At 43.5% G+C, this 16583-nt stretch carries 16 protein-coding genes; 7 read left to right on the top strand and 9 right to left on the bottom strand.

Features of this window, described 5'->3' with window-relative positions; translation table 11 throughout:
• Positions 1–75 precede the first annotated feature (75 nt).
• Entirely contained in the window at positions 76–957 is an 882-nt protein-coding gene (locus tag OCW38_RS21070; RefSeq protein ID WP_010431824.1) for a LysR family transcriptional regulator, read from the top strand.
• 126 nt (positions 958–1083) lie between these two features.
• Here the strand turns inward: OCW38_RS21070 and OCW38_RS21065 are convergent, their stop codons facing one another.
• Entirely contained in the window at positions 1084–1374 is a 291-nt protein-coding gene (locus tag OCW38_RS21065; protein ID WP_016767356.1) for a putative quinol monooxygenase, read from the bottom strand.
• A 207-nt stretch (positions 1375–1581) separates the two neighbouring features.
• Complete coding sequence (locus OCW38_RS21060; protein WP_016767357.1) at positions 1582–2079, bottom strand: hypothetical protein; 498 nt, start codon at positions 2077–2079, stop codon at positions 1582–1584.
• Between the two features lie 93 nt (positions 2080–2172).
• On the opposite strand from OCW38_RS21060, the gene OCW38_RS21055 reads away from it, so the two are divergent.
• Together OCW38_RS21055 and OCW38_RS21050 are read left to right on the top strand one after the other, a co-directional pair.
• Positions 2173–2451, top strand: a complete 279-nt coding sequence (locus OCW38_RS21055) for a hypothetical protein (RefSeq protein WP_010431815.1) — start codon at positions 2173–2175, stop codon at positions 2449–2451.
• A gap of 137 nt (positions 2452–2588) precedes the next feature.
• Entirely contained in the window at positions 2589–4121 is a 1533-nt protein-coding gene (locus tag OCW38_RS21050) for a phospholipase D family protein (protein ID WP_016767358.1), read from the top strand.
• A gap of 89 nt (positions 4122–4210) precedes the next feature.
• On the opposite strand, the gene nfsA is transcribed toward OCW38_RS21050, so the two are convergent.
• A complete protein-coding gene (gene nfsA / locus OCW38_RS21045; RefSeq protein WP_016767359.1) occupies positions 4211–4933 on the bottom strand; it encodes an oxygen-insensitive NADPH nitroreductase in 723 nt (240 codons plus the stop codon).
• 241 nt (positions 4934–5174) lie between these two features.
• On the opposite strand from nfsA, the gene OCW38_RS21040 reads away from it, so the two are divergent.
• From OCW38_RS21040 to OCW38_RS21025, 4 genes are all read left to right on the top strand, one after another.
• Entirely contained in the window at positions 5175–6158 is a 984-nt protein-coding gene (locus OCW38_RS21040; RefSeq protein WP_032545022.1) for an HAD family hydrolase, read from the top strand.
• Positions 6159–6381: 223 nt separating this feature from the next.
• Positions 6382–7077, top strand: a complete 696-nt coding sequence (locus OCW38_RS21035) for an aspartate/glutamate racemase family protein (RefSeq protein WP_016767360.1) — start codon at positions 6382–6384, stop codon at positions 7075–7077.
• A gap of 596 nt (positions 7078–7673) precedes the next feature.
• Complete coding sequence (locus tag OCW38_RS21030) at positions 7674–7910, top strand: YdcH family protein (protein WP_010431796.1); 237 nt, start codon at positions 7674–7676, stop codon at positions 7908–7910.
• 187 nt (positions 7911–8097) lie between these two features.
• The gene (locus OCW38_RS21025) at positions 8098–8994 is read left to right on the top strand and encodes a LysR family transcriptional regulator (protein ID WP_010431794.1); all 897 of its coding nucleotides are present in this window, start codon (positions 8098–8100) and stop codon (positions 8992–8994) included.
• Between the two features lie 103 nt (positions 8995–9097).
• Here the strand turns inward: OCW38_RS21025 and OCW38_RS21020 are convergent, their stop codons facing one another.
• From OCW38_RS21020 to OCW38_RS20995, 6 genes are all read right to left on the bottom strand, one after another.
• The gene (locus OCW38_RS21020; protein WP_010431792.1) at positions 9098–9907 is read right to left on the bottom strand and encodes an SDR family NAD(P)-dependent oxidoreductase; all 810 of its coding nucleotides are present in this window, start codon (positions 9905–9907) and stop codon (positions 9098–9100) included.
• A gap of 303 nt (positions 9908–10210) precedes the next feature.
• Complete coding sequence (gene glpD / locus OCW38_RS21015) at positions 10211–11770, bottom strand: glycerol-3-phosphate dehydrogenase (RefSeq protein WP_016786363.1); 1560 nt, start codon at positions 11768–11770, stop codon at positions 10211–10213.
• Positions 11771–12039: 269 nt separating this feature from the next.
• Entirely contained in the window at positions 12040–12825 is a 786-nt protein-coding gene (locus OCW38_RS21010; RefSeq protein WP_010431787.1) for a DeoR/GlpR family transcriptional regulator, read from the bottom strand.
• 276 nt (positions 12826–13101) lie between these two features.
• The gene (gene glpK, locus OCW38_RS21005; RefSeq protein WP_016767362.1) at positions 13102–14628 is read right to left on the bottom strand and encodes a glycerol kinase GlpK; all 1527 of its coding nucleotides are present in this window, start codon (positions 14626–14628) and stop codon (positions 13102–13104) included.
• A 59-nt stretch (positions 14629–14687) separates the two neighbouring features.
• On the bottom strand, positions 14688–15539 hold the full coding sequence (locus OCW38_RS21000; RefSeq protein ID WP_010431784.1) for an MIP/aquaporin family protein: 852 nt from the start codon (positions 15537–15539) through the stop codon (positions 14688–14690).
• Between the two features lie 525 nt (positions 15540–16064).
• Positions 16065–16496: a PACE efflux transporter gene (locus OCW38_RS20995; protein ID WP_010431783.1), complete on the bottom strand. Its 432-nt coding sequence runs from the start codon at positions 16494–16496 to the stop codon at positions 16065–16067.
• Positions 16497–16583: the final 87 nt, after the last annotated feature.

Here is a 16583-nt window from a genome sequence, read left to right as displayed (position 1 = left end):
AGACACAGATGATTTGAGCTGTGATGAGCACAAACGAGAGGACATTAAACAACATGAAAGTAGTGAAGAAGCATCATGCTAACCCGTTCAGATGATTTAGAAATGGTACTCACCGTCGTCGATGCTGGTGGCTTTTCTGCGGCGGCAGAGGCGTTGGATGTACAGGTTGCCAAGGTGTCTCGTTCGGTGAGTAAGGTTGAGTCGCAACTCGGCGTCTCAATATTCAACCGAACAACGAGACGAGTGGAATTGACAGAGGAAGGGCGGCAGTTTGTTGATTCAGTAAGGTTGGGGTTACAGGTGATCCAGAGCGCAGAAGAAGAAATTGTGTCGCGCGGTGAGTTGCCAAAAGGTCGTTTAAGAGTTGATGCCGCCAGTCCATTCGTATTCCATCAGCTAGTGCCTTTGGTGCAGTCATTTAAAGAGGCTTACCCAGATATTGAATTGGAACTCACTTCCAACGAGGGCTTCGTTGATCTTCTGGAAAAGAGAACTGATGTTGCGATTCGAATCGGTAAGTTGTCCGATTCAACACTGCACGCCCGCCCGTTAGGGAAAAGTTTGCTTCATATTGTAGCGTCGCCTGATTATCTCGCTAAGCGTGGGTTGCCCACCAAACCTGAAGATTTGAGTTCGCATCAAGTTGTGGGATTTGCAGGAAACAAAGTGCTTAATCACTGGCCTTTGCCAAACCAAAGTTATATCCCGCCTACTGTAACAGCCAGTAATGGTGAAATCGTGCGTCAACTGGCATTAGCTGGAAATGGGATTGCTTGTTTATCGGGTTTTATGGTGCAGGACGATATAGCAGCAGGGCGCCTAGTCCCTATTTTGGAGCAAGACAAACTTGCCAACACAGATCGAGAGCGAGTGAATGCGGTTTACTATAAGTCGTCATCCGTCTCTAAGCGTATCTCGGCGTTTATTGATTTTATACAGCCAAGGTTAAAGCTCTAACTAAGGCTGATTGACGACGATATACGCTTAAATGAAAAAGCCCCGCTGACGTGCAGCGGGGCTTTTAAATCAAAATCAATTGATTGTAAGCGTGTTATCCAGTAGCAGATAACTTGGAATCAGTATTTAAGCGATTTTAGTCATTTCATTGAGCGTGAATGACGCAACACAACCTTCCGTTGCTGCCATGTACTCAGCAAGATGGGCATTACCCATGTGCTGTTGCCACAGTTCACGAGACGTCCAGTTTTCATAGAAAGTGAAATGCGCTGGGTTTTCATTGTCTTGGTGAAGGTCGTAGTTGATGCAACCTTCTTCCGTACGAGTTATATCAATCAGTTTTAATAGCTCGGCTTTAACCAATTCGATTTTGTCTTCGTTAGCGACGATGTTTGCGACGATAGTTAGTTGAGTCATGTTCGTACCTATATTACTTTTCACCGAAATGGTGAGTTGTCTGTGTTTACAGCGCCACTCTTTGTTCATTGAGCTACAGTCTGTATCGATGGATAAATAATAGTAGGAATATTTGAAACGATAAACAGCGTCACATTTGAATTATTTTCAAAAATAAATTGATAATAACCTGGGGGTTATGTGCTACCAGGCGTAGGTAAAGAGTGTTTAAAAACCGCCCGCCCACGCATCAAAGTCATCAATGTTGTCGAGCTCTTCCTTGGTTCTTGGGGCTGGGTAATATGGCAGAGCCAATCTTTGAGCGGAAGGTTGCAGTTCCCAATCGGGCGTAATCTTGAGTCGTGTTAACTCATCGTTGAGGCGCACAAACATATAGTAACCATCGCTATGAGTATTGGCGTAACTTGCGACTGTAGCGATATCACCGGAAGGTAATTTTACGTCTCGACCCAGTGGATAGAGTTGGTGCAATGCGAAACTCACTTTGGGATCTTCAAGCTTGCCTTGCTTAAAGCGTTCTAATCCGATGGCGGTTGAAGTGGTGCGCGGCTTCCACCCCGTGAGGAATAATCCACTTAAGTTATCTTGGAACGGCTTACCCTTTCGATTACCTTCGTTGCTAATGAATTGAACCGTTAGTGTATCTCCAGATTCATTTAGAATTTCTAAAAATTGTTCGCCTGTTCGATCGACTAAAAGCTTCATGAGATCCAGATACCATTAAGGATGAAATATGATAAAGGGTACTACTTTAGGGGAGGCTTGTGTAGGGACGATAAACGTTATGTAGCGTGAACAATGTTTCCGGTGTTGAATGAGTATCGAGGGTTGTTAGAAACCTTATTGACAATGAAATCTCTTGGTCCTGTAGAAGTGTTTAGCGAACGTTTTGAAGCAGTAGTACACCCTTTAAATCTGACCTCAGAGCAAACTGAAAATGCGCTTCATTTGCTAGTGGACTATTTGCATGGCTACGCTTTAGCACTGAACTGTAATCAAGACAGAACTGAAATTACCGTCGAAATGGTCGAAAAACCACTAGGCTTATACTGTTTAGGGCTGACTCATTTGAAGTGATTTGTTGCTTTAATTGCTGGGCTTTCAATTTATCCTTGATAATTACCTATAAATTTCAGGTAATAGCAGCAATAATCAATAGGTAAATAGGAATGGCTGCGCACCCTGAAAGCCATCGTTGAAAGGAAGTTCAATACATGCCCGTGCTCCAACGCATTAGTTTAACCCTAATTTTAATTGCTATTCTAGGTGGGTGCTCTTCTCTCCCTGAAGGCATTGATCATCCAACAGAACCGCAAACCTTCCCCTCATCCAGTGTCTTGTCGGTCTTAGCTGCGGATTATCAACCTGAGTCTGTTGAGCAAGGAACGACGGCCGTTAGCTTACAAGAATCTGGCTGGGATGCGCTAGCTCAGCGATTGGCACTGGTTGAATCGGCTGAACATACCATCGATATTCAATACTACATTTGGAATTCTGATGAATCGGGTAGCTACCTAGCCAGTCGTTTGTTAACCGCTGCTGACCGTGGTGTTAAAGTTCGAGTGATGCTTGATGATATTAACCTCAATGAACGTGAAGGTTTGTTATCGGCATTGGATGCGCATCCTAACATTGAGATTCGCATCTTTAATCCAACGCCAACACGTCGTGGCTTCAGCAAATGGTTGAGTTTTTTGGGGGACTTTTCTCGGTTAAACCGTCGCATGCATAACAAGTCGTTTACTGTAGATAGCACTTTGTCTGTCGTTGGTGGGCGTAATATCGGCGATGAATATTTTGACCTCTCTGACGAAATCAATTTTCGAGATCGCGACGTGATGGTCATGGGCTCTGTGGTAACCACTATCCAAGCGAGTTTTATTGAGTATTGGAATAGCCGTTGGTCTTACCCTGTTGATATGTTAGGTGGTGAAGAACAGCCTGATATTTCATTGATGAACGACATCGCTGCTCCGCATTATCTGAACTACCCTAAATTGCCAGAAGACGGTAAATCGAGCACTGAATTGTTAAAAAGTGTCTTGAGTCAAATGACTTGGGTCAATGCCCGTTTTGTTTACGATCCCCCAGTCCCTATCGACTCAGATGATACTAATTTACCTAAAGCAACGGCTGTGTTACTTGCGGATCTAGCACGTAAGTCTGAACACGAAATCTTGCTAGAGTCTGCCTACCTAGTGTTTGATGATGGACAACTTGATGAGTGGCAATCTCTGAGTAGCAACAACGTTGAAATAAAGGCGCTTACCAATTCTATGGCGTCTAATGATCTGGTGACTAATCATTCTGCTTATGCGGGTCGCCGCTACGACATGTTAGATCATGGTATCGACCTGTTTGAGCTAAAACCAGAATCTAATCTTTGTGAAGCATCTACCCAAGATGTGTCTAAATGTGCTCCGGAGACGGCCTATGGCTTACATGCTAAATCGGTAGTATTTGACCGTAGTATTGCGAGCATTGGATCATTTAACTTCAATTTGCGCTCTACGTATCTCAACACGGAATCGGTTTTAATCATCGAAAATAAAGTCATTGCCGAAAAACTAGCAGAAACCATTGAACAAGCAATGAATGAAGATAATAGCTGGCGCCTAGAACTGGAAGACGGTGATGTGTATTGGTATTCCGGTGAGCAAAGTTGGGACAGCGAACCTGAGACAGGTAAGTGGGAAAGAATGCAATCCGGTTTTCTACAATTGCTACCGATTGAGAAATATCTGTAGCAAAACCAGTACCGTATAAACAAAAAAATGTCAGCGTATATTGCGCTGACATTTTTTATTGTGCTTTCTGAATATCGAGTGTGAGCAGTTTATCGCTTGGTCAGTCCTTTACTGTTCAAGTAAGGAAGGATGTGTGGTCGAGACTCACCAGATAACTTTTGTGTGATCTGTTGTGACCAACTGCTCTGCTTTTGGTTACTTGAACGGCTTGCGTAGTAGCTCTGCATCGAATCATCGTAGCTGGCAATTTCGTCTAGGCTTAGCGGTTGGTATTGGTTTTCGTGCATTACTACGTGAGCAGGAAGGCGAGGCTTAATCTCTGGTTGCTGTGCCGGGTGACCTAAACACATCCCGAACAACACGGCGGTGTGTTGTGGTAGTTCTAACAGTTCATCGACTTGTTGTGCGCTGTTACGCAGTCCACCGATATATACACCACCCAAACCTAGAGACTCTGCAGCCAACATGCAGTTTTGCGCCATGATGCCAGAGTCGACCGCACCAATCAGAGTCAGCTCAGTAAAGTCGGTTTTCACTTCAGGGTTAATTTTAGCGTGACGTTGATAGTCGATACAGAACACCAAAAACTCGGCTGCATTTTCTACGTAAGCTTGGTTACCTGCGTATTCCGCTAGCAGCTTGCGCTTCTCGTTGTCTGTGACTCTAATGATGGAAACAGCCTGTAGTAAGCTCGACGACGATGCAGCAAGGCCTGCTTGAACAATCATGTCGAGTTGTTGCTTTTCTATTGGTTGGCCCGTGTACTGGCGAATGGAGCGGTGCCCCAAAATGGTCTCAATCGTGCTGTTCATAATTTTCAGGCAGTCCTTGTTTTATGATGATATGACAAATCACCATAACGAGATTTGTCGTTGGGGTAAACCACAAAGCAATCTTGTGTGAGCTGAAAATTTTAATGCTGAAGCATTACTTCTGCTGTTCAAATCGCAACATAAACATCGGTTATAGTATCCATAAGTGGAAAATCGCGATAGACAAACTAGGATGAATGAAAGTGAACCCTATAATCAATTCAACAACATGGTAGTTGCTATGAAGAAAATATCCCTTTTGTCAGTTGTGATTTTATCGAGCTTTTCCTTTTCATCTTTTGCTAAAGATTGTGATCCTTTGTTGCTGCCTTCTTGGAAGGATGGTGAAAGCAAATCCGCTATCGTAGATTTTGTTGGGCAAGCCACCCAAACAGAGTCCGAGGCGTTTGTGGCGATTGAAGATCGAATCGCTGTGTTCGATAACGATGGTACGCTTTGGTCAGAACAGCCTTACTACTTCCAATTAGCCTTTGCACTAGATCGTGTAAAAGAGTTGGCTTCTGAGCATCCTGAATGGAAAACGGAAGTACCGTTTAAGTTTGTACTAGAAGGGGATATTGAGAGCGTTCTTGGCAGTGGTGAAGAAGGGTTACTCAAAATCATTTTAGCGACACATTCTGGCATGACAGTTGAGCAATACCAAGAAGATGTTGAGCAGTGGTTAGCGGTAGCAAAAGATGCACGTTTCAATAAAGCTTACACAGACCTGACTTACCAGCCAATGAAAGAGATGCTGATTTACCTACAAGAGCATGACTTTAAAACTTACATTGTATCGGGAGGAGGCGTTGATTTTATGAGAGCATGGGCTCCTCAGGCTTACAACATTCCTTCTGAACAGATTATCGGCAGCGCGCTTAAATACAATTACAACTATAACGATGGTAAACCGACGGTCACTAAAGACTCTTCCATTTTGACCATCGATGACAAAGCTGGAAAAGTATCGAATATTCAGCATATTATAGGTAAAAAGCCTATTCTAGCTGTCGGGAACTCAGACGGAGATCAAGCGATGATGCAATGGGCAACCAGCCAACCAAACTCAATGGCTATGATTGTTCATCACACTGATGGCGAACGTGAGTGGAAGTACGACCGAGAGTCTCATGTTGGGCAACTCGACAAAGCATTAGACGAAGCGAGCTCAAGAGATGACTGGACACTGATCGATATGAAGTCAGATTGGTGTGAGGTGTACTAACGCCAAAACTTTGGTTGGTCAAAAGCAACAAAGGCTCGGGTTCTTAATTCGAGCCTTTTTTATGAACGGAGGTTTTTGGAATAAACGGTTTGAAAGCAATGGTTTGGAAAGAATGGTTTGAAAGGAGTAAGGTGTTATGGGCTCGCTTTAAGCAAGAACGTACTATAAATTTGCAACGCATAACGATTTAATCGGGTTAGTCGGAATCTAAAGGGACAGGAATATGAAAACGATCGGTTTGCTCGGCGGAATGAGTTGGGAGTCGACAATGAGTTACTATAAATCCATTAATGAAGGTGTTAAAGCCAATCTTGGTGGCCTTAACTCTGCAAAAATTTGCATGTACAGCGTGAACTTTGATGAAATCGAAAGGCTACAACACCAAGGACGTTGGTCAGAGACGGCTAACATCTTGTCGGACGCGGCTTTATCGGTTGAGAAAGGCGGAGCGGACTTTATCCTTATTTGTACCAATACCATGCATAAGGTCGTACCTGAGATAGAAAAAAAGATTACTATTCCTATCCTTCATATCGCTGATACCACCGCGCAAATACTGCTTGAACAAGGTGTTAAAAAAGTAGGGTTATTAGGTACGGCTTTCACAATGGAGCAAGATTTCTATAAAGCTCGCCTAGTCAATAAATTCGGTATCGGTGTTGTGATTCCTGATGAAAGCGACCGAGAACAAGTGCACAACATCATTTACCAAGAGTTGTGTCGAGGCGAAGTAAAAGAAGAGTCTCGTGATGTATACCGTCAAATTATAGAGAAGCTAAGCCAGCAAGGTGCTGAGGCCGTTATTCTAGGGTGTACTGAAATCGCCCTGCTGATTCAGCAACAACACACTGATGTTCCTTTGCTCGATACCACGTCAGTCCATGCAGACGCAGCGGTCCGTTTAGCGCTTGGAAACTAGTTTTTAGACCCTCGTTTCGACCTCAATGCAGCCTTTATTGTCGTTTTTGTGTGATTTTTATTCGGATGAGTGAAAGTTTTTTGTACAAAAGCAGGTCGTTAATTAATGAGAAGATACTTTGTTCATTAACCAAGGCTTTATTTATGCGTAAGACTTTAGTTAATGGCTGAGGTATCTAAGCTAATAAGCACTATGCTTCAGTCATGAACAAAAGAGGATTTATTATGAAATGGCTTATCTTATCTGTGACGCTGTTATTCGTGGCAGGATGCCAATCGACGGGCTCTGACACATCATCACATGATCACATGAATAAAATAGATACGAGAGGGTGTAGTAGCTAGCTCCTTTTTGGAAACACCTCTTTAGCTATCCACTTATTAGAAAGACCTCTTTAAAGCCTTACGATTACGTGAGGTTTTCTTTTATTCAAAACTAATCCATCTGTTTTGTGGATGGGTGCTGTACATTTTTGAATCAGAATTGTCTATATTCTATGCTGTGTACTGGATCTCATTTGTTATTTAAACCACTTGCTAAGGTTAATAATGAAATGTTTTTAATACCAATCACTTTACTCAACTTAAGAGGTTTCTATGCTAGGTGAAAATCATTCTCTTGTTCACGAATTTCCTGAAATGAAAGATAAAATTGCTGAGCTTGTTAAAACTGACGATGGATTTGCTGAAGATATGAAGACATACGACAACCTTGATAAAGAGATTCGTAAGCTTGAGCTGAAAGATTCACCCATTGATGACGGTTCGATGCACCAGCTAAAACATGATCGTTCTGTACTTAAAGACGCGCTGCATGCTCGCTTAGTAGCTTAGTAGCTTAGTAGCTTAGTAGCTTAGTTGATCGAGATAACATCGTTTTAAAATTGTTAAACTCCTTCGGGAGTTTTTTTAGTTCAATAATATGGCCAAAATGAAACGTTCATAAGTATTACATTGCTATGTTTTTGGCAAGTAATGTGGTCTATTAACAAAGGATTTTTAAGATTTTATTGGTAATCGTATGAATATTGAACACCTTAAGTTATTTGTTCGTTTAGCTTCCACACATAACATCAGTATGGCTGGCCAGGAGCTTGGTTTGTCTCCTGCGGTTGCTAGTTCGCACATCAGTAAACTTGAAGATAATTTAGGTGTTCGCCTGGTACACCGAACGACTCGTAAGGTGTCTTTAACAGAAGAAGGTGAAGCGTTTTTACCTCACGCTGAAGAGGTGTTATCGAGTGTTGATGCTGCCAAGTCGGCAGTCGGTGTGGGCTGTGATTCACCAATCGGAACATTGCGCGTTACGGCCTCTGCGTCTTTTGGGCGTTTGCATCTTGTTCCTGCATTGCCTGGATTTCTCGATCGTTACCCTGGTCTAAAAGTCGATTTGAGACTGTCAGACTCCATGGTCGATCTTGTGGAAGGTGGTTTCGATATCGCGATTCGCATCTCTGAACTGAAAGATTCGACACTCATTGCTCGAAAGCTCGCAAGAGACAAACGTGTTGTGTGCGCATCGCCAGATTATCTAATCAAATACGGCAATCCTGCCAAGCCTCAAGATCTTAATGACCACCAGTGTATTAGTTTGATTGGCTTAGAAAACTGGACCTTCAATACCGAAAACGGGCCTAAAACGATTAAGGCATCTGGATCGCTCAGGGCTGATAATGGAGAAGCGCTGCGTGATGCTGCTATTGGTGGGTTGGGTATCACGGTGACATCAAATTGGTGTGCGTATGAGCAACTGAAAAACGGTCAATTGATTAAAATATTGGAAGACTACTCTTTAACGTCAGAACCTGCGATTTGGGCGGTGTACCCAAGTTCAAGGTTGATTGCACCAAAGGTGAGAGCCTTCATTGATTATTTCTCTGAGTATTATGGTAACCCGCCATATTGGGAACAAAAGTAGAGTCAGATAGATTTAGAGAAAAAGCCCTGTGTTTCTAAACTAATGCATTAGAAAAACAGGGCTTTTTGCTTAGAATCAGAAAATCAATTGAGCGTAGCTGTCATTAAGAAAGCGTAGCCGCGATGATCTCATCAATTTTAGCGACAACTTGCTGTGATTTATCACCATAAATTGCATCTGGGTGTGGGTTAGCAAAGGTATTGTTGTCGTTATCGAAGTATTGACCGCCAGCTTGTGCGAACTCGTCAGACAATGAGGCGCGAACTAGAATATCAGAGCCAATGCTTAGGTCGCCGCCTGCAATGCCGTACGCATCTTTCACCATCTTGCTGCCTAGTAAGGAAGCCGGGTTTACTGCAACAACCATCGGCCCTGTTGAACCTAATTCTTTTGCCATTTTACGAGTCCACATGGTGATCGCCAGTTTGCTTTGTGCGTAAGCATCACCATCAGAAAGCGTTTTTTTCCCTTCGAGAGCTTCAATACTTACTGCCGCTTGTGCCGCTGAAGATAGGTTCACCACTCGGCTAGATGAACCGAGCAATGGCAATAGACGTTTGGTTAGGTGATAAGGCGAAACCGTATTCACTGCAAAACGAACATCTAACCCGTCTTTAGTTATTGGGTTCGGAGTGTTGAACACGCCAGCGTTGTTAATCAGTACATCAATCTTATCGTGCTCAGCAATCACTTCGTCGGCCAACGTATCGACCTCCGCCAGAACCGATAAGTCTGCTACGTAGCTTTGAATTTTCGCTTCAGTCGAGAGCGTCACAAGCTGTTGCTCAACGTTTTTGAGTTTGCTTGGGTTACGTCCATGCAATAAAACGTGGTGGCCTTGTTGAACGAGTACTTTTGCAGTTTCGAAGCCGATACCATCAGTAGAGCCAGTGATCAGGATAACTTTTTGCATGGAATAGATTCCTTATTAAAGCGCTGACATCGCGAGCGTTTTTGAATGTGTTGTTTCGTTGAGATAAAGAATAACAACCTTTTGTAAAGTTGATAATCCAGCAGATTAATAAAACACTATTTAGTTTTTATTGAAAATAGGGGAATGAACAAAGCCTCAGTCAGTGTGAAGGAGACGATCAATCGAGAGGTTTATCTGATCGAGCTCTTAGATCGGAATAGTAGACAATAAAAAAGCTTAGCGTGGGGAGCGCTAAGCTTTGTCATTATTTATATTCAGGAGCAGATGGTTTTGCTAGAAGAACTAACCGACTTGAGAAAAGTTCACCACAGTGCTTTCAAGATTCTCTTTTAAGTAGCTAGAAACTGCATGCTGCTCTGTTTCACTTAAGTACAGACCAAGCTTGGTTCTGCGCCATAAAATGTCTTCGTCTGTTAGTGCCATCTCTTCATTGATCAAGTAATCTATCTCAGCTTGATAAACGCCGTGTGCTTCGCTTGAGAATTGGATACCAAGATCAGCTTCGCTCGTTGCACCTTCCAGCAGCTTCCAAGTGTAAGTACCAAATTGAGTCACATAACGTAGTAACAGTGCTTCTGATATCCAAGGGTACTTGGTGTGGATCATCTTAGCGAGCTGTTCTCTGCTGCAGCTGAAGTTACCACCTGGCAGGGTATCGTTAGCCGTCCACGGAGCGCCCATGTTGGTTAGGTAAGGGTTGAGTTTCTTAAGCGCCGCTTCACCTAGCTTACGGTAGGTGGTTAGTTTGCCGCCGAAGATCGAAAGTAGTGGCGCTTGGTCTAGCTCGGCATCTAATTCCAGTGTGTAGTCACGAGTGATCGCTTGTGGTGAATCCGATTCATCATCACAAAGCGGTCTTACGCCACTGTAAGTCCAAACTACATCTTCACGCGCTAACTGTTGTACGAAGTGCTGGTTAACAATATCAATTAGGTAATCCACTTCTTCATCGTTAATCTCTACTTTACGTGGGTCGCCTTTGTACTCAAGATCGGTAGTGCCAATGATCGAGAACTTATCTAGGTAAGGGATCATAAACACAATGCGATTATCTTTGTTCTGCAGAATGTAGGCTTGTGGTTCGTCATGAATGCGTGGCACGACAATGTGCGAGCCTTTAATCAAACGAATATTTCGAGGAGAAGCCTGTTTTAGCCCGTCATCAAAGAATTGCTTAACCCAAGGGCCGGCAGCGTTCACTAGCGCTTTCGCTTTGCGCTCGAAACGTTGATCCGTCATTACGTCGTGGATCGTTACATGCCAGATTCCACCTTCACGATGCGCTTTTTCAACTCGGCAATAGTTACGCACTTCTGCGTTATTCTCTTTAGCCGCTAGAACGTTGAGCAATACCATACGCGCATCATCAACCCAACAATCTGAGTATTCGAAGCCCGTCTTCATTTCTGGTTTCAATAGACCTGATTTTGCTAAGTTGACTGTCTTACTTCCTGGAAGCGTGGTGCGTTTACCCAAGTTATCGTAAAGGAATAGGCCACAGCGAATCATCCAAGCTGGGCGCAAAAATGGTCGATGAGGTAAACGGAAGCGCATTGGTTGTGCAACGTGAGGTGCTTTTCTTAGCAGAACTTCACGCTCAGCAAGTGCTTCCGAAACCAAACGAAACTCGTAATGTTCAAGGTAACGCAAGCCACCGTGAATTAGCTTTGAGCTCGCCGATGACGTAGCAGAAGCAAAATCATTCGCCTCGTATAAACCAACGTTAAGACCTCGACCTGCCGCATCTGCCGCGATGCCCGCACCATTGATGCCGCCGCCGATCACGATCAAGTCTAAAGTGGAAGATGTACTATTTTTTGAATTATTTTGTTGAGCACTCATGATTTTGACCTCTTTCTGAGCGAACGAGCATTTTAGAACATAATTGAATCCTATATTAACTTTCGTTTGCGGTCATTTATTATTTTCGTTTATGAGCGTTTTATGTGATTTGTGCATAAAAAAACCTCTGCTTATGAAAGCAGAGGTTCAAATAAGTCTAATTCGAGCATAGAAGCGACAGTGACAACGAGCAAGTTTTACTTTATTAACTTTTCTATAAAGAATCGTGATTCATTTAAGAAAGTGGCGTCACTGAGTTATTTTTTGATTTATACGCTCATAGGACGAGCGGTATCGATCACTTCTAATGGTATTGCAGAATCTTTAAGGATGTTGAGAATCTCTTCTGGTGGTTGCTTGTTGGTAAATACCATGTGCGCTTGAGATATGTTACCAAGCTTAACCATCGCGTTACGGCCAAATTTACTGTGATCGACCGCTAAGAAAATACTGCGGCTATTATCGATAATCGCTTGTTTTACGCGAACTTCATGATAATCAAAGTCAAGCAGTGAACCATCAAAGTCGATGCCGCTGATGCCCAAGATACCGAAGTCGAGACGGAACTGCTTTACAAAATCGAGTGTCGCTTCACCGACAATACCACCATCGCGGTTTCGTACTTCGCCGCCCGCCAAGATAACCTTAATCTCAGGGTTCGGCAGAAGGATACTTGCTACATTGATGTTGTTGGTCACGACTCGTAACTGTTTGTGGTTTTTGTTAAGTGCTCGGGCAACGGATTCTGGTGTAGTTCCGATATCGACGAATAGAGTTGCGCCATCTGGAATGTGCTTAACCAATTCATCCGCAATTACGTCTTTTTCGTTAAAGTTAAGTGCTTTACGCGTGTTGTAAGAGGTGTTTTCTGAGCTTAAAGGAATGGTTGCACCGCCATGATAGCGACGAATTTTGTTGCTGTCAGCGAGCTCATTTAGGTCACGTCTGATGGTTTGAGGACTTACATCAAACTTCTCTACCAACTCTTCGGTACTCACATACCCTTGTGTTTTAACCAGGTCGACTATCTGCTGGTGTCTTGGTATTTGCTTCACTTTACTTACCACTCCCTGCACGCTGCTGTGTTTTAGCGCACTTAATTCTAAATATCACCTCGCGCTATTGTGCTCGAATTGATACTCAGAGAGAAGTAATGATGGTAAGGAATCATGTCTAAACCGCAAAAACGAAGCTCAAAATGTAGAAATAACCACTGAAACGCAAAAAAGAGCACAAGATTGTGCTCTTTTTGGTTTCGTTTACTGAGAATCGAATAACCGGTTTAGTTGGGTACGTTTATTCGTATCTTAGTTTTAGTCTGGGCATTTGGACTAGTCTTGACCTTCGTCTTCATTGTGAAGCTCAGACCAAACTTGCGCACACTTGATTGCGCGTTTCCAACCTTTGTAACGGCGGTTGCGTTTTTCTTCATCGTGATGTGGCATAAACGTACGGTTTAGTACGGCTTTATCTTGAAGCTCATCAATACTGCCCCAGAAACCAACCGCTAGGCCCGCAAGGTAAGCAGCACCCAATGCCGTTACTTCTGTTACTTCAGGACGGTGAACTTCAGTATCCAATACGTCTGATTGGAATTGCATTAGGAAGTTGTTTGCTACTGCGCCCCCATCAACACGTAGGTTGGCTAGCTTAATACCAGAGTCAGCTTGCATTGCGTCTAATACGTCGCGAGTTTGGTAAGCAATGCCTTCCAGCGTTGCACGAATGATGTGGTTCGAGTTCACACCACGAGTCAGGCCAACAATCGTACCACGAGCATAAGCGTCCCAGTATGGCGCGCCAAGACCAGTAAAGGCAGGAACAACATACACACCATTTGACGAGTCTACTTTCGTTGCAAAGTACTCAGAATCTTCTGCGCCAGCCAGTAGCTTCATTTCATCACGTAGCCATTGGATTGATGCGCCGCCCATAAATACCGCACCTTCAAGTGCGTAAGCTGGTTCGCCGTTAGGGCCACATGCTAGTGTTGTTAACAGGCCGTTCTTAGATGTGACTTTCTCTTGGCCGGTGTTCATTAGAAGGAAACAACCTGTGCCGTAAGTGTTCTTAGCTTGGCCTGCTTCTACACACATTTGACCGTAAAGAGCGGCTTGTTGGTCGCCTGCAATACCTGCGATTGGAATACGAGTACCACCTTTACCACCAAGGTTCGTTTGGCCGTAAACTTCTGAAGAACGTTTTACTTCAGGCATCATTGACGCTGGAATACCCATTTCGTCTAGCAGTTTGTTATCCCAGCATAGGTCGTTGATGTTAAATAACATAGTACGTGACGCATTGGTGTAATCCGTAACGTGAACACGTCCTTGAGTCATCTTCCAAACCAACCAAGTATCAACCGTACCAAACAGTAGTTTGCCAGCTTCAGCGTCTTCGCGAGCGCCTTCAACGTTGTCTAGAATCCATTTTACTTTTGTACCTGAGAAATACGGGTCAAGGACTAAGCCAGTATTGTCACGTACGTAGTCTTCTAAGCCACGCGCTTTTAGGTCTTCACAGATGTCTGCTGTACGGCGACACTGCCATACGATTGCGTTATAAACCGGTTTGCCTGTTTCTTTGTTCCAAACAATGGTGGTTTCACGTTGGTTAGTGATACCAATACCCGCTAGCTCATCGCTGCGGATGCCGGCTTTAGCAAGTGCTTCAACCAATGTAGAGCTTTGAGTTGCCCAGATTTCCATTGGATCGTGTTCAACCCAACCCGCTTTCGGGTAAATCTGAGTGAATTCTCTTTGAGAAGAGCTAACGATGTTTGCATCGTGATCGAGGATTACAGCGCGAGAACTTGTGGTGCCTTGGTCTAGGGCAACAATGTATTTTTGCTCGGTCATGGTAAAAATCCTTTTTGTCTTGTTATTTATATTTTAGTAAATGTAGGGGCGCTTAGGGATTAAGCTTGAGCTTGTTCAGCTTCTTCTGTATCACATTGGTTTGGAATGGTGCAGCCTTGGCCTTCAATTGGCAGGTAAGCACCGATAACTCGTGGGTATAACCAACCACCAAAACAGGCACCAGCAATTGGAGCAAGGATTGGTACGATGAAGTAAGGGATATCACGAGCACCTGTTAGTGCGAAATCCCAGCCTGCAAAGTAAGCGAACAGTTTTGGTCCAAAGTCACGAGCAGGGTTCATTGCAAAACCAGTTAGTGGACCTAAAGAACCACCGATAACCGCGATCAGTACACCAATTAGTAGAGGGTTCATTGCGCCGCGTGATGCGCCGTTGTTCTCATCGCCTAACGCTAAAATAGCGAACATCAAAACAGCAGTAATCACAAATTCCACAGCAAAAGCGCCAAAGAAAGAAAGTGAAGCATGTGGGTATGTTGAGAAAATACCGGCTGTTGATAGTGCATCTTGGCTGCTACGTACGAAGTTATGTGCAATTTCGTAGTCGGTGAATAGGTTACTGTACAGGCTGTAAACCAATGCCGCAGAGCAGAATGCACCAAGTAGCTGAGAAATGATGTAAGGCACAACTTTCGCTTTATCAAAACCGTGGAACATTGCTAAGGCAATAGTCACTGCAGGGTTGATATGAGCGCCAGAAACGCCAGCTGTACAGTAAATGGCGATTGCTACGCCGAAGCCCCAAATAATGCTGACTTCCCATTGTCCGAATGTTGCACCAGTTAATACCAGTGCCGCCACACAGCCAACGCCAAAGAATATGAGCAAGCCTGTACCGATAAATTCGGCTAGGCATTGCCCGAATAAAGAAGGGTGTTTGTTTGTTGTCATGTTCGAGTCCTTGTTAGTTTTTGCTTATCTAGCACGTGCATTGTGCATATATTTGCGAACTCGAAAACAAACGAACATTAAAAGTGAGCGTTTGAGCATAAATTTGTTAATTAAAGTCACTTGAAATGTTAATCCGAACACTTTTGTTCGAAAAAGAAGCTCGCATGAACGTCATTGCTTGAATTGATATGTTCCGTGGTCGCTAAAACTACCTGTATGTAAGTGAATGCACAACTGGTACGAGGAGCCTTCTGTTGGGATTTGTGACGGTACTTCGTGGATGGTGGATTATTAAACTGAAATTTTGTGGACTTTGTAGCGTTCTCAATATGTTAGAAAAGCGTTAACAAACAAGGTGATATTGTCTAAATGAATAAACTACCAAACCCGATGTGGTTTGGTAGTTCGTTTTTTTGGTTTTCTTTTCTAAGCATTAAGCATTAAGCATTAAGCATTAAGCATTAAGCATTAAGCAGTTAATCACTTGAGCATTCAAGAACTAAGCATGAGCGATCGAATGGTTGATTAACTTAGTGCACGGACTTTTCCTTGAGCGACAAAGTAATCCCGAACCGAGTCATACACCCAGTTAAAGCCAATTGCATACAACACGAAGAAAACCACTAGGCCAATGTCCATGATCAGTACAGTTAAGAAATTGAGCTGCAGGACCCACATCAAGACAGGTAGAGTTACTGTCATCAAGCCAAGTTCGAAACCTAGTCCATGTAGTACGCGTGTTTTCTTGGTTCGTTTACTGCGGTCTGCTCCGAATACCTTGTCGTAGCCGTAGTTGTAAACATAGTTCCAAGCCATTGCGATTAAAGACATAGCGAGTGCCAATCCTGCCATTTTCCCCGCGCCATCCCCAGTTATGTAAGTTGCAAGCCCTGCCATCAAAATCAAAGCTGCTAATTCAAATAGCACCATGTGTAACATGCGTTCTTTATGTGACATCTTTTACTCTCTTTATATTTTCTAGCCTCTATGAGCTAATGACTTGTTTAGATAATATCTATTTAAGTGATAATATAAAGATAGTTA

It is taken from the genome of Vibrio cyclitrophicus (assembly GCF_024347435.1).
Classification (GTDB): domain Bacteria; phylum Pseudomonadota; class Gammaproteobacteria; order Enterobacterales; family Vibrionaceae; genus Vibrio; species Vibrio cyclitrophicus.
The sequence above is the reverse complement of the archived record's forward strand: the minus strand, read 5'-3'. Positions and strand labels throughout refer to the sequence as shown.